This window comes from Limnobacter sp. 130, from assembly GCF_902506325.1.
Lineage (GTDB): Bacteria > Pseudomonadota > Gammaproteobacteria > Burkholderiales > Burkholderiaceae_B > Limnobacter.
Window position 1 is genome coordinate 240,069 of sequence record NZ_LR732333.1, and the last position, 19,171, is coordinate 259,239.

The 19,171-nt window shown below is 54.1% G+C and carries 18 protein-coding genes; 6 read left to right on the forward strand and 12 right to left on the reverse strand.

The window, feature by feature from the left end:
* Positions 1–36: 36 nt before the first annotated feature.
* Entirely contained in the window at positions 37–2,886 is a 2,850-nt protein-coding gene (locus tag FRIGORI9N_RS15060; RefSeq protein WP_159572811.1) for a valine--tRNA ligase, read from the reverse strand.
* Between the two features lie 261 nt (positions 2,887–3,147).
* On the opposite strand from FRIGORI9N_RS15060, the gene FRIGORI9N_RS15065 reads away from it, so the two are divergent.
* Positions 3,148–4,773, forward strand: coding sequence for a methyl-accepting chemotaxis protein (locus tag FRIGORI9N_RS15065; protein WP_159572813.1), 1,626 nt, complete (start codon positions 3,148–3,150; stop codon positions 4,771–4,773).
* On the opposite strand, the gene FRIGORI9N_RS15070 is transcribed toward FRIGORI9N_RS15065, so the two are convergent.
* Genes FRIGORI9N_RS15070 through FRIGORI9N_RS15080 form a run of 3 tightly spaced genes read right to left on the reverse strand, consistent with a single transcriptional unit; the run spans position 4,774 to position 7,049 of the window.
* A complete protein-coding gene (locus tag FRIGORI9N_RS15070; RefSeq protein ID WP_159572815.1) occupies positions 4,774–5,004 on the reverse strand; it encodes a hypothetical protein in 231 nt (76 codons plus the stop codon). It abuts the gene before it with no gap.
* 10 nt (positions 5,005–5,014) lie between these two features.
* On the reverse strand, positions 5,015–5,437 hold the full coding sequence (locus FRIGORI9N_RS15075; RefSeq protein ID WP_138518793.1) for a DNA polymerase III subunit chi: 423 nt from the start codon (positions 5,435–5,437) through the stop codon (positions 5,015–5,017).
* 10 nt (positions 5,438–5,447) lie between these two features.
* Positions 5,448–7,049, reverse strand: coding sequence for a leucyl aminopeptidase (locus FRIGORI9N_RS15080; RefSeq protein ID WP_159572817.1), 1,602 nt, complete (start codon positions 7,047–7,049; stop codon positions 5,448–5,450).
* 110 nt (positions 7,050–7,159) lie between these two features.
* On the opposite strand from FRIGORI9N_RS15080, the gene lptF reads away from it, so the two are divergent.
* From lptF to FRIGORI9N_RS15100, 4 genes are read left to right on the forward strand one after another with little or no spacing between them, the layout of a single operon-like run.
* The gene (gene lptF, locus FRIGORI9N_RS15085; RefSeq protein ID WP_159572819.1) at positions 7,160–8,299 is read left to right on the forward strand and encodes an LPS export ABC transporter permease LptF; all 1,140 of its coding nucleotides are present in this window, start codon (positions 7,160–7,162) and stop codon (positions 8,297–8,299) included.
* Positions 8,296–9,501: an LPS export ABC transporter permease LptG gene (lptG, locus tag FRIGORI9N_RS15090; RefSeq protein ID WP_159572821.1), complete on the forward strand. Its 1,206-nt coding sequence runs from the start codon at positions 8,296–8,298 to the stop codon at positions 9,499–9,501. Before lptF ends, lptG begins: the two co-directional genes overlap by 4 nt.
* A complete protein-coding gene (locus tag FRIGORI9N_RS15095; RefSeq protein WP_159572823.1) occupies positions 9,498–9,875 on the forward strand; it encodes a sirohydrochlorin chelatase in 378 nt (125 codons plus the stop codon). Before lptG ends, FRIGORI9N_RS15095 begins: the two co-directional genes overlap by 4 nt.
* Positions 9,876–9,901: 26 nt before the next feature.
* Positions 9,902–10,162: a hypothetical protein gene (locus tag FRIGORI9N_RS15100; RefSeq protein ID WP_159572825.1), complete on the forward strand. Its 261-nt coding sequence runs from the start codon at positions 9,902–9,904 to the stop codon at positions 10,160–10,162.
* Positions 10,163–10,172: 10 nt separating this feature from the next.
* On the opposite strand, the gene cobA is transcribed toward FRIGORI9N_RS15100, so the two are convergent.
* Genes cobA through FRIGORI9N_RS15135 form a run of 7 tightly spaced genes read right to left on the reverse strand, consistent with a single transcriptional unit; the run spans position 10,173 to position 17,142 of the window.
* Positions 10,173–10,955, reverse strand: coding sequence for a uroporphyrinogen-III C-methyltransferase (cobA, locus tag FRIGORI9N_RS15105; RefSeq protein WP_159572827.1), 783 nt, complete (start codon positions 10,953–10,955; stop codon positions 10,173–10,175).
* Positions 10,956–11,011: 56 nt separating this feature from the next.
* A complete protein-coding gene (locus tag FRIGORI9N_RS15110) occupies positions 11,012–12,361 on the reverse strand; it encodes a sulfate adenylyltransferase subunit 1 (protein ID WP_159572829.1) in 1,350 nt (449 codons plus the stop codon).
* A 15-nt stretch (positions 12,362–12,376) separates the two neighbouring features.
* Positions 12,377–13,288, reverse strand: a complete 912-nt coding sequence (gene cysD / locus FRIGORI9N_RS15115; RefSeq protein WP_159572831.1) for a sulfate adenylyltransferase subunit CysD — start codon at positions 13,286–13,288, stop codon at positions 12,377–12,379.
* Positions 13,289–13,314: 26 nt separating this feature from the next.
* Complete coding sequence (locus FRIGORI9N_RS15120) at positions 13,315–14,121, reverse strand: phosphoadenylyl-sulfate reductase (protein ID WP_201301513.1); 807 nt, start codon at positions 14,119–14,121, stop codon at positions 13,315–13,317.
* A 2-nt stretch (positions 14,122–14,123) separates the two neighbouring features.
* On the reverse strand, positions 14,124–14,663 hold the full coding sequence (locus FRIGORI9N_RS15125; RefSeq protein ID WP_159572833.1) for a DUF934 domain-containing protein: 540 nt from the start codon (positions 14,661–14,663) through the stop codon (positions 14,124–14,126).
* A gap of 1 nt (position 14,664) precedes the next feature.
* Positions 14,665–16,344 (reverse strand): nitrite/sulfite reductase, encoded by a 1,680-nt coding sequence (locus tag FRIGORI9N_RS15130; RefSeq protein ID WP_159572835.1) that lies wholly within the window; start codon positions 16,342–16,344, stop codon positions 14,665–14,667.
* Positions 16,345–17,142, reverse strand: coding sequence for a sulfite exporter TauE/SafE family protein (locus FRIGORI9N_RS15135; RefSeq protein WP_159572837.1), 798 nt, complete (start codon positions 17,140–17,142; stop codon positions 16,345–16,347).
* A gap of 112 nt (positions 17,143–17,254) precedes the next feature.
* Between FRIGORI9N_RS15135 and FRIGORI9N_RS15140 the strand changes: the two genes are divergently transcribed.
* Positions 17,255–18,208, forward strand: coding sequence for a CysB family HTH-type transcriptional regulator (locus FRIGORI9N_RS15140; RefSeq protein WP_159572839.1), 954 nt, complete (start codon positions 17,255–17,257; stop codon positions 18,206–18,208).
* A gap of 63 nt (positions 18,209–18,271) precedes the next feature.
* Here the strand turns inward: FRIGORI9N_RS15140 and FRIGORI9N_RS15145 are convergent, their stop codons facing one another.
* Complete coding sequence (locus FRIGORI9N_RS15145; protein ID WP_159572841.1) at positions 18,272–19,171, reverse strand: NAD(P)-dependent oxidoreductase; 900 nt, start codon at positions 19,169–19,171, stop codon at positions 18,272–18,274.

Below are 19,171 nucleotides of genomic sequence, written 5' to 3' on the forward strand. Positions count from 1 at the left end.
TTTTTTTAGCTCAAGAACTTAATCAACTTCGCTTATTTATTTCAACTTACCAAGCTGACTTTCCAGCTTTTCAAGCAAGGCACTGAACTCGGCCAAGCGCGCTTTTTCCTGATCAACCACAGCCGCTGGCGCGCGGTCTACAAAGCTGGCATTGCCCAGTTTGCCGTTGCACTTGGCAATTTCAATTCGAATTTTTTCCGCTTCTTTGCCAATCCGAATTTTCTCCGCTTCCACATCAATTTCAATGTGCAGCATCAGCTTCAGTTCACCCACAATTTGTACGGGTGCCATGGAATCAGCAGGCAGTGAATCAACAACATCCACTTTGCTGAGTTTGGCCAAAGCTGCCAGCACCGGGCCTGTTTTTTCCAGAAAGGCGCGTTGCTCGGCATTGCCCTCGCAACTGGCAATCAGCGGGGCTTTTTCAGCCGGGCTTAAACCCATTTCACCGCGCAGGGCACGAATGGCGTCTACGGTGGTTTTTAGCTGGGCCACATAGGTCTCGGCCTTGTCGTCAATGCGACTGGGCATGCTGACCGGGTAAGCCTGGGTCATCAGGTTGGCGGCCTGCCCTTCTTCGCGACGGCCTGCCACCACACTCACTGTTTGCCACAATTCTTCGGTGATGAACGGAATAATGGGGTGGGCCAAACGCAAAATGGTTTCCAGCACGCGAACCAGCGTGCGGCGCGTGGCCCGCTGCTGTGCAGGTGTGCCGTTGGCAATTTGCACCTTCGCAATTTCCAGGTACCAGTCGCAGTACTCGTCCCACACAAACTGGTAAATGCTTTGCGCAATCAGGTCGAAACGGTAGGTCTCAAACCCTTGTGCCACATCGGCTTCCACACGTTGCAGTGTGCTGGTGATCCAGCGGTCGGCCTGTGAAAAATCAAGGTAACCACCGGGTGTGCAGGCGTCTGCATCGTGATCGCTCAAACCACAATCCTGGCCCTCGGTGTTCATCAATACAAAGCGCGTTGCATTCCACAACTTGTTGCAGAAGTTGCGGTAACCGTCGCAGCGCTTCTGGTCAAAGTTGATGTTGCGGCCCAGTGTGGCCAGGCTGGCGAAGGTAAATCGCAATGCATCTGCACCGTAAGCAGGAATACCCTCGGGGAATTCCTTGCGGGTTTTCTTTTCAATCTTCGGTGCGTCTTGTGGCTTGCTCAAGCCCGTGGTTCGCTTCACCAACAGGGTGTCCAAATCGCAGCCATCAATCAAATCGACTGGGTCAAGTGTGTTGCCCACCGACTTGCTCATCTTCTTGCCCTCGGCATCGCGCACCAAACCATGCACATACACGGTGTGGAAGGGAACCTGGCCAGTGAAGTGCGTGGTCATCATGATCATTCTGGCCACCCAGAAGAAAATGATGTCGAAGCCTGTGACCAACACGGATGAAGGCAGGAAGTGCTTCAGTTCGGGTGTTTCGTCGGGCCAGCCCAAAGTGGAAAAGGGCACCAGTGCGGATGAAAACCAAGTGTCCAGCACGTCGTCGTCACGCTTCAGTGCGCCCGTGTAGCCTGCTGCTGCGGCCTTGCTGCGGGCATCTTCTTCAGTGCGTGCAACGAATACCTGGCCATTGTCGCCATACCATGCCGGAATTTGGTGGCCCCACCACAACTGGCGGGAAATACACCAGTCTTGAATATTGTTCAGCCACTGGTTGTAGGTGTTCACCCACTGCTCGGGTACAAATTTCACCTGGCCCTGTTCCACGACATCGATGGCTTTCTGGGTAATGCTTTTGCCCGTGGTATCACCTTCAGCGGCTTTGGTCATGGCCACAAACCACTGGTCGGTCAGCATGGGTTCAATGACCACGCCAGTGCGGTCGCCCTTGGGCACCATCAGCTTGTGGGGTTTGATTTCACCCAGCAGGCCTTGTTCTTCCAGGTCGGCCACAATTTGTTTGCGGGCCACAAAACGGTCCATGCCCACGTACTTCGCCGGCGCGTTGTCGTTGATGGTGGCATCAAGAGTAAGAATATTGATCAGTTCAAGCTTGTGGCGCTGGCCCACCGCATAGTCGTTGAAGTCGTGCGCGGGGGTTACCTTCACTACGCCAGTGCCAAAGCTGCTGTCCACGTAGTCATCCGCAATAATAGTCAGCTCACGGTCGCACAGCGGAAGCTTTACTTTTTTACCAATCAGGTGCTGGTAACGTTCATCCTCGGGGTGCACCATCACGGCCGAATCGCCCAGCATGGTTTCCGGTCGGGTGGTGGCAACTGTAAGGTGGGTCAGCCCTTTCGCTGGGTCCGCTTCGACCAGCGGGTACTTCAGTTCCCACAGGTGACCTTCGGTTTCAATGCTTTCCACTTCAAGGTCAGAAACAGCGGTTTTCAGCACGGGGTCCCAGTTCACCAAGCGCTTGCCACGGTAAATCAGGCCTTGTTCAAACAGGCGAACAAACACCTCAGTGACTGACTTGGACAAAGCAGGGTCCATGGTGAAGTACTCGCGCTGCCAATCAACACTGGCGCCCATGCGGCGCATTTGTTCGGTAATTTTGCTGCCGCTTTCGTTTTTCCATTCCCAAATTTTTTCAACAAACTTTTCGCGGCCCAAATCATGGCGCGTGATGTTTTTCGCCGCCAATTGGCGCTCAACCACAATTTGCGTGGCAATGCCTGCGTGGTCAGTACCGGGTTGCCACAGGGTGTTGTGGCCGCGCATGCGGTAGTAGCGGGTCAGGCCATCCATGATTGTTTGGTTGAATGCATGGCCCATGTGCAGGGTGCCCGTCACATTCGGTGGTGGCAACTGAATGCAAAAGTCGGGTTTGCCTTCCACTGTGCTGGCCTTGGCGTGGCCTTGGCGCTCCCATTCGGGGCCCCAGTGGGATTCAATGGCATTCGGGTCGAAACTTTTGGCAAGGGTCATGGCAGTGGTACTTGAAAATGGACAACGTCAACAATGGCTTAGCGCGACATTATAGCGTTTGCGGGTGCACTCCCGGCTTTGAGTTGTTTGGTCTGGGGCAGGAAAGTCCCTTTATTCCTCAAATTCACGATGCAGTGATTGTTGCAAAATGCAAACTAATCCGACTGGGTGGCAGCAATGCGTCCGCCCTGATCGAGTGAGGCATTTTCAAGAAAGCAGGGTTAAGTTGTCATTCAATGACAGTTCAAAGAGGGGTTTCTCATGTTGAGTTCCATCAGTGCAAAGTTCAGTGCCAGTTTGGTCACGGTGATCTTGCTGGGCGTGGTGGTAGGTGGTTTGGGTGTGTTGAACAGCAAACGCATCATGGACGCGAATGCCAAAAACGAATTCACGCACGAAGTGATCGAAAATGTGCTGATTGTTCGTGAAAACCTGGTGAATATCGAAACCGGTGAGCGTGGTTTTCTGCTGCGTGGGGATGAATCCTATCTCGTTCCCTTCAACGAGGGGAAAGATCAGGTACGAAAGCATTTGGACAAGGTTTCCGAATTAACAGCCCACAATCCAGTGGTAACCGAGGAGTTGCGCCTGTTTAACGCACACTACCGCACCTGGCTGAATTCCGTGGTTGATCCCTTGATTGACGCCAAGCGTTTGGTCATCGAGGGCAATATGGCCCCGGAAGATTTCAATGCCATGGTGGATGCAACACCGGGTAAACCGCTGATGGACAAAATGCGTGAAGTGTTGGCGAAAGTGGAGGCTGAAGAATTCAAACTGCTGAAGCAGCGCCAGGAGGTCAGCCAAGGCGTGTACCAGCAGTCAATTGTGATCACCGTCGCAATCACCCTGTTTGCATTGCTCACAGGTTTGGTTTTGAACTTCATGATCTCCCGCATGTTCAAGCGCAAGCTTGGCACCGCCACAATCCACATCAATGCCTTGGCCGAGGGCAAGCTGAACAGCAACATCAAGGTAGAGGGCAAAGACGAGGTTGATGGACTGTTGCTTGCACTGGGCAAGGCGCAAACCAACCTGCGCGGTTTGATTGAGGGTATTCGTGGTTCCACTGCATCACTGAATGAAAGTGCAAGTGCGGTGCGTACTTCATCCGATGAAATGAATAACGCAGCCTCTGAGCAGGCTGATGCCACATCGTCGATGGCTGCTGCCGTGGAGCAATTGACCGTGTCGATCAGTCAAATCACCGAGAACTCCAACGACGCCTCTCACACCGCCCTGCAAGCCAAGCAGTCTGCAGACCAGGGCAGTGTAACGCTCGGCTTGGTGGTAGACGGCATTCGAAATATTGCAAGTTCAGTGCAGGGCAGTGCGGCCACAGTGCGTTCGCTTGAGCAACAGTCCAATGAAATTTCGGAAATCATTTCAACCATTACCGACATTGCGGACCGCACCAACCTGTTGGCCTTGAATGCCGCCATTGAGGCGGCCCGGGCGGGCGAAAGTGGTCGTGGTTTTGCAGTGGTGGCCGATGAAGTTCGCAAGCTGGCTGAGCAAACCAAGGGCTCTTCCGAGCGCATTTCAACCATGGTGTTTCAAATCCAGAGTATTACCCAGCAGGCATCCAAATCCATGGAAGACTCGGTGGGCATGGTGAAGCAGGGTATTGAACAGGCCGATTCCGTGTCGGGAACCATTGACCAGATCAAGGCCAATGCCGACCGCGTGAACGAGGCGATTCAAGCCATTACTGTGTCAATGAAAGAACAAAGCAATGTGAGTGTTGAAATTAGCCGCAACGTGGAGCGTGTGGCGCAAATGACCGAGGAAAACACCGCGGCCATTGCACAGAACAAACACGTGGCCGGTCAGATTACCGATTTGGCGGGCAGCTTGACCCAATCTGTGCAGGTGTTTAAAACCTGATTATTTTTTCAGCGCGTCCAGCACGATTTTTTCAAACTCTTGCATCAACTGGGGTTTGATTCGAAGCAGGGCGCGCTCAAACAACTCGGGTAGCTGTGCCCGCAAAATTTCAATTTGCGGGTCACTTAGATTTCCACCCAGGCGGCTGCCGGTGGATTGTTCAATCTCCCGCAAACCCGATTCAATCACCTCGGTCAGCAGTGGTGGGCCACCATCAAAATGTTCACTCATGTTGTAGTCCTTAACCGTTTGCGCGGTCGAAGGTGTTCAGCGGGTAACCGCGTTCTTTGTAAAACTTGTAACGCTGCCGTGCCAGGGCTTTGTTGTCTTCATCGGTGCCCACAATTTCGACCAGGCGTTCAAACCGGGCAAAAAAGGGTGGCCATTGCTCATCAAGATTGATCAGCAGGTCGTAATGGACAATGTCGTCTGCCTTGTCAGTGAGCACAATGGGCGTGTCTGCCACACCGGGGTGACCCGAAACAACATGGGGCAGAAAGTCTTCCTCGGAAAACGTCCACAGCAGTTTGTCCAGGTTTTCAAGCACCTCGGGGCGGGTGCTGTAGCACACAATTTTCAGGCCGCTGCCGTACGCCTTCCGGATCAACCGGCAGGTGTACAGCAGGTGGTCTGAAACATTCAAGTGAAAGTCGATTCGTGTCAATTCAAAACCCTCAGGCCTTCGCACGCTTCATGACAAACTCGGCCAACATGGGCACAGGGCGACCACTTGCACCTTTGGCCTTGCCGGAATGCCAAGCGGTACCGGCAATGTCCAGGTGGGCCCAGCTGTAAGCCTTGGTGTACTTTTGCAGGAAGCAGGCGGCTGTGACGCTGCCAGCGGGCGGGCCGCCAATGTTGGCCATGTCGGCAAAGTTGCTTTTCAACTGTTCGTGGTATTCCTCGTCCAGTGGCATGCGCCATGCAGTGTCCAGCGCGTTTTGGCCCGCATTGAACAGTTCATTGGCCAGGTCATCATCGGGGCTGAACAAACCGGTGTTCACATGGCCCAGTGCAACAATGCAAGCGCCGGTCAGTGTGGCCACATCGACCACCGCGGCCGGGTTGAAGCGCTCTACATAGGTCAGGGCATCGCACAGAATCAGGCGGCCTTCAGCATCGGTGTTCAAAATTTCAATGGTTTGTCCGCTCATGGACACCACCACGTCGCCCGGTTTGCTGGCATTGCCGGCCGGCATGTTTTCAGCAGTGGGTACCACCACAATCAGGTTCAGGGCCAGCTTCATTTCGGCGGCTGCCTTCATGGTGCCCAGCACGCTGGCCGCGCCACACATGTCGTATTTCATTTCGTCCATGCCTGCGCCAGGCTTCAGTGAAATACCACCCGTGTCGAAAGTAATGCCTTTGCCAACCAATACCACCGGGGCTTCTTTGGAGTCTTTTGCACCGTTGTACTTCAGCACAATCAGCTTTGGGGGTTCGCTGGATGCCTTACCCACAGACAACAAACTGAACATGCCCAGTGCTTCCATTTTTTTGTGGTCCAGCACTTCCACACCCAGTTTGTATTGTTTGGCCAAGGCTTTTGCAGTTTCGGCCAGGTAATTGGGGGTGCAAATATTGCCAGGCAAATTACCCAGGTCTTTGGTCAACTGCATGCCGTTGCCAATGGCATGGCCAATGGCAGCACCTTTTTCTACTGCTGCCAGAGTCGATTTTGTGCAGGCCAACTCAAACGCGGGCGGGGCAGCGGCATCATCGTCCTGCTTTTTGCAGGCTGAAAAACTGTAAAAGCTTTCAGTGATGGTGCGCGCACACAGGGCTGCGGTCTCTTTGTCGGTACTTTTCTTGGGTACTTCCTGATTCAGTGCAAAAAATACTTTGGCAGGTTTCAGGCCTTTGACCGCATCACAGGCCAAGCCAGTGGCTTTGCGCAATGATTTGATGCTTAATTTGTCGGCTTCATCCAGCCCGACCAGCACATACACCGGGGCGCCTGCCTTGGCGGTATTGAACACCACGCGGCAGCTGCCTGAATTGCCCAGGTTTTTGTCAGCCTTGCACGCGTTGGCCACCAAGCCTTCGGTGTCAATGTCGGCTCGTTTGGCGGCGGCGCTTAATTCGCCATTCTTGTACACAGCTACCACAGCCACATCGCAGCCTTTTGCAGGTACGGGGCCGCCCGCAGTCACTTTGGCCACCGCACCGGTGCCGGCCTTGAAGCTGAACATCGGCGGCGGCGTGGGTGCTGCTTTTTTGGCTGCGCGGGGGGAGCTGGGCTTCTTGGCTTTGGGTGTGGCGGGTGTTGCTGTCATGGTGTTCCTTCTTGCGATTAATGCTCGACCATTCAAAACGAATGCATGCGACAATCTACCATTATTAACAAGCTGGGTTAGCGAGTCAAAGCGCAGCCCACCTGCATTGCATGCTGTTTCGATCCACTTTTCGAAAAGACTTCGCACAAACAGCGGGTGCCACCTTTGTGGCCCTGTTTACCATCATTGTGACCACGGTGCTGGTTCGAACCCTGGGCCAGGCTGCAGGGGGCAAAGTCGACAACGCCGAAGTCTTTACACTCATTTTGTTGGGCGGGCTTCAATACCTGCCCGCCGCCTTGGTAATCACCGTGTTCATTGCCGTCATGGGTGTGGTGTCTCGCGCCTTCAAGGAACAGGAAATGACAGCCTGGTTTGCCTCGGGCGTCTCTCTTTTTTCGCTGGTGCGGCCCGTGTTGCGCTTTGCAGTGCCTCTTACCGTGCTGGCCATGGTGTGTTCGGTGTGGCTTACCCCTTGGGCCAAGGCTGAGCTCGATGCTGCCAAAGACCGTTTTGCCAAACGCAGCGATGTGAGCAAAGTCAGTGCCGGGCAGTTCAGGGAGTCAGGCGAGGGCAATCGCGTGTTTTTCGTGGAGCGTCAATCCGAGGTCACCAAACAGGTTGAAAACGTGTTTGTGGTGGACTCCAAAGGCGACACCCGCACCGTGGTTTCGGCAGCCCGTGGCAGCGTGGAAGTGGACGTGAATGGCCAGCCTTATCTGGTGCTCAGTGGTGGACGCCGAGCCACGCTGGACAGCACCGGTGAACGTTTTGCCAGCACTGAGTTCGAGACGTATGGTTTGGCAATCGACAACACATTGGGTGCAGCTCCCAGTTTTCAATTGCAACACCGCCGCGTCGACTTGCTGATCGCCGATTTTTCACCGGCCGCGCAAGGCGAGTTGTTGTGGCGAGTCAGCTTGCCATTGTCTGCCCTGGCGCTCGGTTTGCTGGCCATTCCACTGGCATTTGTCAATCCACGGGGTGGCAATTCACTGAATCAGCTCTTTGCCTTGTTGATTTACCTCACCTACAGCAATATCGTGTCGGTCACTCAAAGCATGGTCTCCAAGGAAACGCTCGATTTCTGGGTGGCTTTGGTGCTGCCACACGCCATTGTCTTACTCCTGTTTTATCTTCTGATGATGAAGCGCAACCGCCCCGCAGGCGCCCCATTGTTTCAATGGCGCAGGCCGGTTCGTTCTCTTGATTTGCAAGACGTGGTGGCCGGGCAGGAGATCAAACGATGAAAAAGCCCTTCACCGTCCCCCATTCCTTGCTGGTTTACTTTCGAAGCGAGCTCTACAAAGCGATCACTTTTGTGATGGTTGCCTTTGTTGGTTTGTTCGCCTTTTTTGATCTGATTGCCGAGGTGGATCGTTTGAGTTTGCCCGGCACCAGTTGGTTTTATTATTTCGTCGCGGTGTTGTTGGGTTTGCCTGCCCGGGTGTATGAAATTGCGCCCATTGCCGCGCTGATCGGCTCGATTTACGCCTTGGTGCAGCTGGCCGCCAGCAGTGAATTGACAGCCATGCGCGCTGCAGGTTTAAGTACCACCAGCATGCTGAAAATGTTGGTTCGCATTGCAGCCGGTGTGGTGGTGATCACCGTGCTGTTCGGCGAGGCGGTGGCGCCATTGGCCGAGCGGGCGGCGGTGCCCATGCGGGCCAAGGCTTTGGGCTATGAAGTGGATCGCGATTTTCGAAGCGGGTACTGGTTGCGCGACACCTACAGCGCGCCCAATGCAGAGGCACGCGTGCGTTTTGTGAACTTCGACTCGTTCAACAAAGACGGCGAATTGCTTAAACTGGAATATTACGAACTGGACCCGGAGTCCCGAATTCGGGCCTGGGTACGCGCTGAAAGTGCCATGTTCGATCCCAAGTCGGGTGACTGGGAGCTTCGCAATGTGCTGTTTCAGCGGTATTTCGATGAGGCGGTGAACAACCCGAATGCCGCCAAAGCGGGCTTGACCATTCAGGCCAGCGAATTTGAATCTCTTGAAACAATGCGCTGGACCTCGAATTTGTCGCCTGAATTATTAACAGGTTTGTTTGTTCGCCCCGACCGCATGAGTGCATGGCAGCTGTACAACTACTCCAATTTTTTAAGCAGCAACTTGCAGGCCACCGACAACATTGATTTGGCCTTTGCCAAAAAAATCATGTACCCATTTGCCATTTTGATCATGATGATGATCTCGCTGCCGTTTGCTTATTTGCATTTCAGGTCGGGCAGTGTGAGTGTGAAAGTGTTCGCAGGCATCATGATAGGTGTAGGTTTCCATTTGGTGAATAACCTGTTTTCCCACCTCAGCATGGTGGCCAGCTTCCCGCCGTTCGTCAGTGCGGCTTTGCCCAGTTTGCTGGGCTTTGTGGTGGGCATGGGCGCATTGTGGTGGGTGTCGCAACCTGCGCCTTGGCGCACTTTGAATGTATTGAGGAATCGATGAGCAGTACCGGGAAAAAAGCAGTTGTGTTGTTTGGTCATGGCGCGCGCGACCCACAGTGGGCCGAGCCCATGAAACGCTTGCAAAGCATGTTGACTACCCAACTGCCCAATGTGCAAGTTGAACTGGCATTTCTCGAATTGATGGCACCCAGCCTGCCCGACACGGTGGACTGCATGGCGCAGGGCGGTGTGGAGCATATTCAGGTGGTACCCATTTTCTTTGGAAAGGGCGGGCACTTGAAAAACGATTTCCCGGTGATCATGGCAGAAATGAAAGCCAAACACCCGGGTTTGAACATTGAGGCCACAACAGCTGTGGGTCAGTGGGATGCAGTGTGGCAAGCAATTGCCAATGAAATTGTTCAGCAGGTTTAATCAATAAAACAAACAGGAGACTTTCCATGAAAAAATGGTTGCTGTTGGCTGCGCTGTGTTTTTCAGTTCCCGCTTACGCTCAATCCACCGAGGCAGCTTGTCAGGCCAAAGCGGTTAGCAAAGAAGGCAAGCCATTGAATGGTGCAGCAAAAAATTCGTTTATGAAAAAATGCATGGCTGACAACAAAGCCAGTTGTGCGGAACGCGCAGTGGGCAAAGACGGCAAAAAGCTGGCCGGCGCTGCCAAAAATTCGTTCATGAAGAAGTGCGAGGCTGCCGCGGGTTAAAACGGCTCAGTCAAGCGGCTTTGATCGACCCAGCCAGAGCAATATCGGCTGGGTTTTTATTGGCCTGTTGAAGCGCTGCACATGCTTTGGCCAAGGCTTGGCCAATCAAGATAAGGCAAGGCCCATCGGTGAGCTGTTCAGCGGAAAACGAAGGCAACTTGCCCAAATTCAGTGGCGTGAATTTTTCAGCAGGAAGCGAAACGCTTTCGCATAAAATCACGGGAGTGTTGGGGTTGCGGCCCTTGTCGAGCAAGGCTGCGGCCCATGGGCCAGCCTGACGCAAGCCCATGTACACGGCCACCGTGTCGTTTTCAGTGCCGGTGAACAATTCCGTGCTGGGCACTTCGTTGGCGCCCACAGAAGGGGTGGTCAGTGTCAGGCTGCGAGCAACGCCACGCAGTGTCAGCGAAGCTTGCAAGCTGCTGGCAGCAGCCAAAGCCGCAGTGACTCCTGGCACCACTTCCACTGTATGCCCTGCAGCTTTCAAAGCTGTAATTTCTTCATCGGCGCGGCCAAACACCATGGGGTCACCGCCCTTCAGGCGAACAACCAATGTGTATTTTTCAGCCGCTTCCACAAGTTGTTTGTTGATGAAGTGCTGGGCTGTGGATTTCTTGCCGCAGCGTTTTCCAACCGCGACAAGATTTGCATCGGGACGGGACTCGGCAAGAAGAGAGGGACTGACCAGCGCATCGTAAAACACACAGTCTGCCTGCATCAACAGCTTCAGGCCACGAACGGTGATTAAATCCTCCGCTCCAGGTCCTGCTCCAATCAATACAACGCGTCCCATCTTTAAAAGTCCCTATTTAAGAACAAGCAACCAACAACCGGGTGAAGGGTCGTTGCTTAGTTCTTTGCAACGATCATGCCAGCAGCCACAGTTTGGTTCGTGGCGCTGTCAATCAAGATAAAACTGCCTGTTGCACGGCATTCGGTGTACAAATCCGCCACGATGGGCTGCGCCAGCACCAATTCAATCTGCGCGATGTCATTCATTTGCACCGTTTTGGTGCTTTCGCCATGCAGCAGGGTGTGAATATCAAGCACCAAATTCACCGCCTTGATCTTGGCTTGGGTTTGGCGTGTGGTTTGCTTGATCCAGTACTTGCGCGCAGGGTTCAATGGTTCATTGTCCAACCAGCAAATGTCGGCCGTCAATGATTTCACCGGGGTGTGGTTCACGGTGTCGCCACTGCTGACAATTTGATCGCCGCGGGAAACATCCACATCGCGGTCCAGCACCAGTGTTACACACTGGCCCAGGTGCGCTTCGGGCAAATCATCGTTCAACAGCACGATGCGCGATACCACAGCGCTTTGGCCTGAAGGGTGTACCACCACGGTGTCGCCCACTTTCACGCTGCCGCCTTCAACGCGACCCATGTAGCCACGGAAATCCTCGGCTTTGTGACCATCGTGGCGTGCCACCAATTGCACCGGGAAACGGAAACCCACTTTGTGGGCGGCCTCTGCGCGGTCGGCACGGCTTGGAATGTTTTCCAGAATGGGCAGCAAGGGCTGGCCAGTGTACCAAGGGGTTTTTGGACTGACGGTAACCACATTGTCGCCTGTAAGGGCTGAAATGGGCAGCACCAGTGCTTCGGCAACGCCCACGGTAACAGCCAGTTCACGCACAGCTTTTTCGGTGGCAATGAATTTTGCCTGGTCGAAATCAACCAGGTCCATTTTGTTCACGGCGAATAGAATCGCTGGAATGCCCAGTTTGCCGGCAATTGCACTGTGGCGTTTGGTTTGGGCCAGCAGTGTGGCTTTCAGGCCTTCCGCACCTTCTTCGAAGGCAACGCGGGTAATGTCGACCAGCACAATGGCCACGTCGGCAGTGGATGCGCCAGTGACCATGTTGCGTGTGTACTGCTCGTGACCTGGTGTGTCGGCCACAATAAACTTGCGTGCAGGTGTGGCGAAATAGCGGTAAGCCACGTCGATGGTAATGCCTTGCTCGCGCTCCGCTTCCAGACCGTCGGTCAGCAGGGAAAAGTCGATTGCATCACCTGCGGTGCGCTTGTTTTTTGCCTTGGAAATGGCGGCCAGCTGGTCAGCAAAAATTCCTTTGCTGTCAAACAACAGGCGACCAATCAAGGTTGATTTTCCGTCGTCGACAGAGCCAGCGGTGATGAAGCGCAGCACACCGTGGTCTTGGGTGCTCAGTTTCAGGGCTTCGTTAATTGCGTTCATGGTATTCATCTCGATTTAGAAATAGCCTTCTTTCTTGCGGCGCTCCATGGAGGCCTCGGAAGTTTGATCGTCCATGCGGGTTGCGCCGCGCTCTGTGATGTCAGTGACCGCAGTCTCGGTGATGATTTCAGCCGGTGTTGCCGCGCTGCTTGCCACTGGGCAGGTGCAGGTAATATCGCCCACCGTGCGGAAGCGCACCGTGCGGGTTGTGACTGTTTCGCCTGCCTTGGGCTGTGTCATGTCAGTAATGGGAACCAGCAGGCCGTTGCGCTCGATCACCTCACGTTCGTGGGCGTAGTAAATATTGGGCAGTTCCAGCTTTTCGCGCTCAATGTATTGCCACACATCGAGTTCAGTCCAGTTGGAAATCGGGAACACGCGCATGTGCTCGCCGGGGTGCACACGTGTGTTGTACAGGTCCCAAAGCTCGGGGCGCTGGTTTTTCGGATCCCATTGGCCAAAGCCATCGCGGAAGGAAAAAATACGTTCTTTCGCGCGGGCTTTTTCTTCATCCCGACGGGCGCCACCCATTAGTGCATCGAAACCGAATTCTTCCTGGGTTTCAAGCAAGGTGACACTTTGAAACGAGTTGCGTGAAGCCTCGGGGTGGGGCAGGCGAATGGTGCCCTTTTTGATTGATCCTTCCAGGGAACGCACAATCAGTTCTTCGCCCAATTGCTTGGCTTTCCAGTCGCGAAATTCAATCACTTCCGGGAAGTTGTGCTCAGTGTCAATGTGCACCAAGGGAAATGGAAACTTGCCTGGGCGAAATGCTTTTTCCGCAAGGCGCAGCATCACGATGGAATCTTTGCCACCCGAGAACAGCATGGCTGGGCGTGCGCATTCGGCGGCCACTTCGCGCATGATGTAGATGGCTTCTGCTTCGAGCCAATCCAGGTGGGACATGGTGTGTACTTGCGTGCTCATGATTTCTCTCGTTGTATTAATTCAGCTTATTTTTTCAAATTGGCATTGTGCAAACCGCATTCTTTGCTGGTGGGGTCTTCCCACCACCAGCGGCCTGCGCGAATGTCTTCACCAATCGTGATTGCGCGGGTACAAGGCTCGCAGCCAATTGAAGGAAAACCTTCAAAGTGCAGTTTGTTCACGGGCACATCGTACTGGCGAACATAGGTCCATACATCCGCCTCGCTCCAGTCGGCCAGGGGGTTGAATTTCTCAATGCCACGGTCAACATCGAATTCGCGTGTGGGCAATTCAGCACGTGTGGCTGCCTGGGCCTGACGTTGCCCGGTGACCCATGCCTTGGCGTCTTTCAGCGCACGAGCCAGGGGTTCTACCTTGCGAATTCCGCAGCATTCTTTGCGCAGCGCAGTGCTTTCATAAAATGCATCGCGGCCTTTGGTGTTCACATAGGTTTCGACCGCGGCGGCCTGTGGTTCAAACCACGCTACGGTTTGCCCGTATTTGGCTTGCAGGGCAGGGGCCACGTCCAGCGTTTGTTGATGCAAACGGCCAGTGTTCAGGCTGAACACACGAATGTTCAGTTTCAGGCGGGCAATTACATCGAACAAAACATTGTCTTCAGCAGCCAAACTGCTGGCCAGCGCGATTGAATCGAATTCGCTGGCGGCTTGGGTCAACAATGTTTCCAGCGCTTGAACTTTCGCGGCAATGTCAGTGGCGGGTTGGTGCGGGCCACGAAACACGGCGATCGCCTGCTCTTGCACAGCGTTGTTTTCCGTTGCTGCTTCAACACTGTGAAAGCGCGACTGTGCCGAAGTATTCACTGCATTCATGCTTATGCTCCTGCGGCTGCAGCCCTGCGGTTGAACACGGGCAATGAGCCATCGGCACTGGTTTGGTAAGGAATGGTGAAATCAGCAAATGCATTCAATGCGTCTTCAAGCGACTTGCCTTCCTTGATGTCGAATTGCGTGAAACCGCAACGTGCCAGGTAGAAGAATTGATCGCGCCACACGTCACCGAATGCACGAATTTCGCCTGTGAAGCTGTAGCGCGTGCGCAGCAACACCGCGCCTGAATAGCCTTGGCCGTACTTGAACACCGGGAAATTGAACGCAATCAGCTTGAGTACGTTCACATCGCCTTGCAACTGCTCGGGGTTGTCGTCCGGGTTCAGGTACACACCCAACTCACCGGCTTGTGCGCGTGCAGAAAGTTCGGCTTTGTTGGCTTCCCAAACAGACAGGTGCACCAGTACTTTGCCGTCAGCGGGAACAGCCACGGGTGCTTCATCAGTACCTTGTTCAATCACCACAAATTCATCGGCAACAATTTCAGCTTCGCCGTTCAGTGGTTTAACAATAATGTTTGCCATTTTATGCAGCCTCCTTGTTGGCATACACGTGCTCTTTGAATGGGTCTGCGCCAATGCGGTCGAGCGTGTCGATGAACAGTTCGTCTTCATGACGCTCGCGCACATACACTTCCAGCAACTTCACCACCACGCCAGGTACGTCTTTCTCATAGAAGGACTTTCCAATCACCTTGCCGATCGAGGCATTGTTGCCCTGGCGGCCACCCAAGGTAACCTGGTACCACTCTTCGCCGTTTTTATCGACACCCAAAATGCCAATGTTGCCAATGTGGTGGTGGCCACATGAATTGATACAACCCGAAATGTTCAGGCTAAGGTCGCCCAGGTCAAACTGGTAATCCAGATTGTCCACAGCTTCCTGAATGCCCAAGGCAATTGGAATGGATTTGGCATTGGCCAGTGAACAGAAATCGCCGCCGGGGCAGGCGATGATGTCGCTCACCAAACCAATGTTGGGCATGGCCAGGTTGCGTTCCTTCAAGGTGCTCCACAGTTCGAACAGGTCTTGCTCGGCCACGTCGGACAATACAAAGTTTTGCTCGTGAGTCACACGCAGTTCACCGAAAGAATATTGCTCAGCCAAATCGGCGATCAGGTGCATTTCATCGGTGTTGGCATCGCCTGGGGCAATACCGGGGCGCTTCAGCGAAATGCTGATGGCCACGTAACCAGGCTGGCGATGTTCGCGTGCATTGCGGATTAGCCAGCGATCAAAGCCCACATGCTTGGCGCGCAAGCCACGGTTTTGCTCGGCAATGGTTGCCACTTGTTCGGCACTGAATTGCTCGTAAGCAGGTGCAGTGAAGAAAGAGGAAACGCGGTCAAATTCTTTCTGGGGAATAACGGACACACCGCCTTTGATGTGTTGCCACTCTTCTTCAACCTGCTTGGCAAATTCTTCCGGACCAATGGCACGCACCAGAATTTTGATGCGGGCTTTGTACAGGTTGTCCCGGCGACCATAGCGGTTGTATACGCGCATTACCGCTTCAATGTAGGTCAGCAGTTCTTGCCAGGGCAGATCATTTTTAATCACGGAACCAATGACGGGTGTGCGGCCCAAACCGCCACCAGCCAGCACTTGTGCAAGCACTTCACCGGCAGCATTGCGGGTCAGGTTGACACCGATGTCATGCACTTGCACGGCTGCGCGATCCACGGCCGCGCCATTCACCGCAATTTTGAACTTGCGCGGCAGGTGCGCAAATTCTGGGTGGAAGGTGCTCCACTGGCGAATCAGTTCGCAGAATGGGCGTGGGTCCACAAATTCGTCTTTCGCAATGCCAGCGAACGGGTCGCTGGTGGTGTTGCGAATACAGTTGCCGCTGGTCTGAATGGCGTGCATTTCAACTTCGGCCAATTCAGCCAGAATGTCAGGAATGCTCTCCAGTGCGGGCCAGTTGTACTGAATGTTCTGGCGCGTGGTGAAGTGCGCATAGTTGCGGTCGTACTTGGCCGAAATGTCTGCAAGCCGGTGCAATTGTTTTGCACCCAGCAAGCCGTAGGGAATGGCCACGCGCAGCATGGGCGCATGGCGCTGAATGTACAGGCCATTTTGCAGGCGCAATGGTCGGAACTCTTCGTCCGTCAATTCGCCCTTGAGAAAGCGCTCGGTTTGATTGCGAAACTGAGCCACGCGTTCGCGTACAAGGGCGTGGTCATAGTCGTCGTATTTGTACATTTACATCACCAGTTTTGCGGCCACGGCGGTGAGGGTCGTGGCCAATACCCCGCGCAAGAACCTTTCAGGCACTGCGCGACTTAAATAACTACCCACTGTAATGCCAGGGATCGAACCCAGCAGCAGTGCGCCCAACAAACCAAAATCAACTGTGCCCAGGCTAAAGTGACCAAACGCTGCAACAGTGGTGAGCGGCACTGCATAGGCAATGTCGGTGCCTGCGATTTCAGAGGCTTTCAGGTGTGGATACAACATGATTAACACCATGGCGCCGATCGCACCTGCGCCAATAGACGACACAGTGACCAACATACCGATGATTGCAAATGCGACCACGGTAGCGATGGTACGCGTTTTGTCTTCCAATTGCGCTTGCGGGTGGTTTTGTAGCCAATGAACAATCTTGGTTTTGAAAATAAGAACGCCCACAGTCAACATGACGCAGATGGAAATGGACCAGCGGATGAATACATCAATGGGGCTGCCTTTGCCAGCATTCTGAATATCGAGGCCATGCAGTACGGCAATCGTAATCAGCGAAGCGGGCACGCTACCCAAACACGCCAAGCCAACAATTTTCCAGTTCACGGTGTTGCGCATGCGGTGAACCAACGTACCTGCGCCCTTGGTAATGGCTGCAAATGCCAGGTCAGTGCCCACTGCGGTCGTGGCAGGCACACCAAACATCACCGTGAGCAGGGGGGTCATGAGCGACCCACCACCCACGCCAGTGAGGCCGACCAAAAGGCCGACCGCAAGGCCAGAAGCGACGTAGACTAAATCGATGTCAAAAGGCACGTGAAAGCTCGATGAAAATGGTTTTTTGGGACTTGCAGTGTAGGCGCTTCGCCTTATAATTCAAACGACAATATTTCCATTTATATATTCCCTTGTGGAATAAAGGATTTTTATGAACTTGCACCAACTCCGGTTTGTTCGGGAAGCGGTTCGCCACGACTTCAGCCTGACTGAGGCGGCCAAGGCTTTGTTTACCTCTCAGCCTGGTGTTTCGAAGGCAATTATCGAGTTCGAGGATGAGTTGGGCTTTCAGATTTTCAAGCGCCATGGCAAGCGAATCAAAGGCTTAACCCCGCCCGGTGAATTGGTTTATCAAGCTTGCGAGCGGGTGTTGGCCGAGTTGGAGAACATCAAACGCGTGGGCGAAGAATTTGCAGCGCGTGAAAGCGGGCAACTAACCGTGGCGGTCACCCACACACAAGCCAGATATGTGTTGCCGCAGGCGGTGGCGGTTTTTCGCAAAAAATTTCCGAAGGTGAGGCTGATTTTGCTACAGGGAACGCCCGAGCAATTGGCCCAATGGGTGCGCAATGATCAAGCGGATTTGGCAGTGGCCACCGAGGCCTTGGCCGACGAACCCGACTTGGTGACTTTTCCCTGTTATGACTGGGGTCACATTGCGGTTGCGCCCACTGATTCGCCTTTGTTAACGCCGTTTGTTAAAGGCGGGCGACAAATTGCTTTGGCCGATTTCGATCAAATGCCGGTGATTACCTACGAAACGCACTTTGCTGGCCGCAAGAAAATTGATGCGGCCTTTCAAAAGGCGGGCGTTAGCATCGATTTGGTGTTGGAAGCCATTGATGCCGATGTGATTAAAACCTATGTGGGTTTGGGCTTGGGCGTGGGCATTATTGCCGAGGTGGCTTTTGATGCGTTGAAAGACAAAGGTTTGATGGCCGTGCCGGTTGACCACCTGTTCGGCCGCAACACCACGCGCATTGCTTTGCGGCAGGGCGTGTTTATGCGCACGTTGATGTACGAATTCATTGCGGTGTTTGCGCCCATGTTGACCCCGAAGCTGATTGACCGCGTGTTGGGCGGTGGGCAGGCCTACGACATTTGATGCGGCGTGGTTCGGCTATGCGGTATGGTTGATTTGCTCGGGTGCGCCTGTGCAGCTTGGCCATCAGCCCCGCATGTGTTTGCGTACTACCTCGAAAATCCGCGACGTGTCCTGGCTCTTCGGTCCCTCGGCCACCAGTTCATCCAGCAACTCTGCTGTTTTAAACAACAGCGGCAAATGCAAACCTTGCCGCTTCGCAGCATCCGCCACCATGCGCACGTCTTTCGCATGCAGGTGCGCTTCAATTGAAACCGGGTCAGTGAAGCCATTTACCATGTGCGGCCCAGCCCAGTCCAATACCCGGCTTGCGGGCAAGCCCGCTTGCAGCAATTCAAGCACCACGCTTAATTCAGCGCCTTGTTCCAGTGCGTAATTCATGGCTTCGGCAATGCCCACCAACTGAATACACAGCACCATTTGATTGGCGGCTTTAATCGCTTGCCCAGCGCCCGAGGACCCCACATGGCGAATGGTTTTTCCCAAGTGCTTCAGCATGGGCTCGATCTGTTGGAATGCAGCCCAATCACCACCTGCCATCATGCTCAGTGTTGCAGCGCGTGCGCCAGTGGCTCCGCCAGACACTGGGCAGTCGATGTAGTCGATTTGTTTTGCCTTGAGCGTGCGCGCAATTTCCGCAACAGCGGCAGCGTCAATCGTGCTGAAATCCACAACAATGGTGCCCGGTTGAGCGCATTGGGCAATGCCGCCCTCGCGAAACAGCAGCGATTGAACATCGGCGGTGTTGGTCACGTTCAATGCGATCAAACGGGTGTTCGCGCACAATGCGTCAATGCTGGGTTGCGGTTTGACAGGAAGGTCGGCAAGCGCCTGAAAAGTGGATGCATTTCGCGCCCACGCAAGCACGTTGTAACCTGCGTTGCAAAGGTGGCCCGCCATGGCGGAACCCATGTTGCCAAGGCCAATAAAGCCGATGGTGTTTTGTGTCGGTGATGATGAATTCAT

Excerpts from the sequence above, each read along its gene's own strand:
- FRIGORI9N_RS15125 (WP_159572833.1), bottom strand. The coding sequence starts at position 14,663 with ATGGCAAACATTATTGTTAAACCACTGAACGGCGAAGCTGAAATTGTT.
- FRIGORI9N_RS15065 (WP_159572813.1), top strand. The coding sequence starts at position 3,148 with ATGTTGAGTTCCATCAGTGCAAAGTTCAGTGCCAGTTTGGTCACGGTG.
- lptG (WP_159572821.1), top strand. The coding sequence starts at position 8,296 with ATGAAAAAGCCCTTCACCGTCCCCCATTCCTTGCTGGTTTACTTTCGA.
- FRIGORI9N_RS15130 (WP_159572835.1), bottom strand. The coding sequence starts at position 16,344 with ATGTACAAATACGACGACTATGACCACGCCCTTGTACGCGAACGCGTG.
- FRIGORI9N_RS15100 (WP_159572825.1), top strand. The coding sequence starts at position 9,902 with ATGAAAAAATGGTTGCTGTTGGCTGCGCTGTGTTTTTCAGTTCCCGCT.
- FRIGORI9N_RS15120 (WP_201301513.1), bottom strand. The coding sequence starts at position 14,121 with ATGAATGCAGTGAATACTTCGGCACAGTCGCGCTTTCACAGTGTTGAA.
- FRIGORI9N_RS15145 (WP_159572841.1), bottom strand. The coding sequence starts at position 19,171 with ATGAATTCATCATCACCGACACAAAACACCATCGGCTTTATTGGCCTT.
- FRIGORI9N_RS15140 (WP_159572839.1), top strand. The coding sequence starts at position 17,255 with ATGAACTTGCACCAACTCCGGTTTGTTCGGGAAGCGGTTCGCCACGAC.
- FRIGORI9N_RS15095 (WP_159572823.1), top strand. The coding sequence starts at position 9,498 with ATGAGCAGTACCGGGAAAAAAGCAGTTGTGTTGTTTGGTCATGGCGCG.
- FRIGORI9N_RS15080 (WP_159572817.1), bottom strand. The coding sequence starts at position 7,049 with ATGACAGCAACACCCGCCACACCCAAAGCCAAGAAGCCCAGCTCCCCC.
- FRIGORI9N_RS15110 (WP_159572829.1), bottom strand. The coding sequence starts at position 12,361 with ATGAACGCAATTAACGAAGCCCTGAAACTGAGCACCCAAGACCACGGT.
- cobA (WP_159572827.1), bottom strand. The coding sequence starts at position 10,955 with ATGGGACGCGTTGTATTGATTGGAGCAGGACCTGGAGCGGAGGATTTA.
- lptF (WP_159572819.1), top strand. The coding sequence starts at position 7,160 with ATGCTGTTTCGATCCACTTTTCGAAAAGACTTCGCACAAACAGCGGGT.
- cysD (WP_159572831.1), bottom strand. The coding sequence starts at position 13,288 with ATGAGCACGCAAGTACACACCATGTCCCACCTGGATTGGCTCGAAGCA.
- FRIGORI9N_RS15070 (WP_159572815.1), bottom strand. The coding sequence starts at position 5,004 with ATGAGTGAACATTTTGATGGTGGCCCACCACTGCTGACCGAGGTGATT.
- FRIGORI9N_RS15060 (WP_159572811.1), bottom strand. The coding sequence starts at position 2,886 with ATGACCCTTGCCAAAAGTTTCGACCCGAATGCCATTGAATCCCACTGG.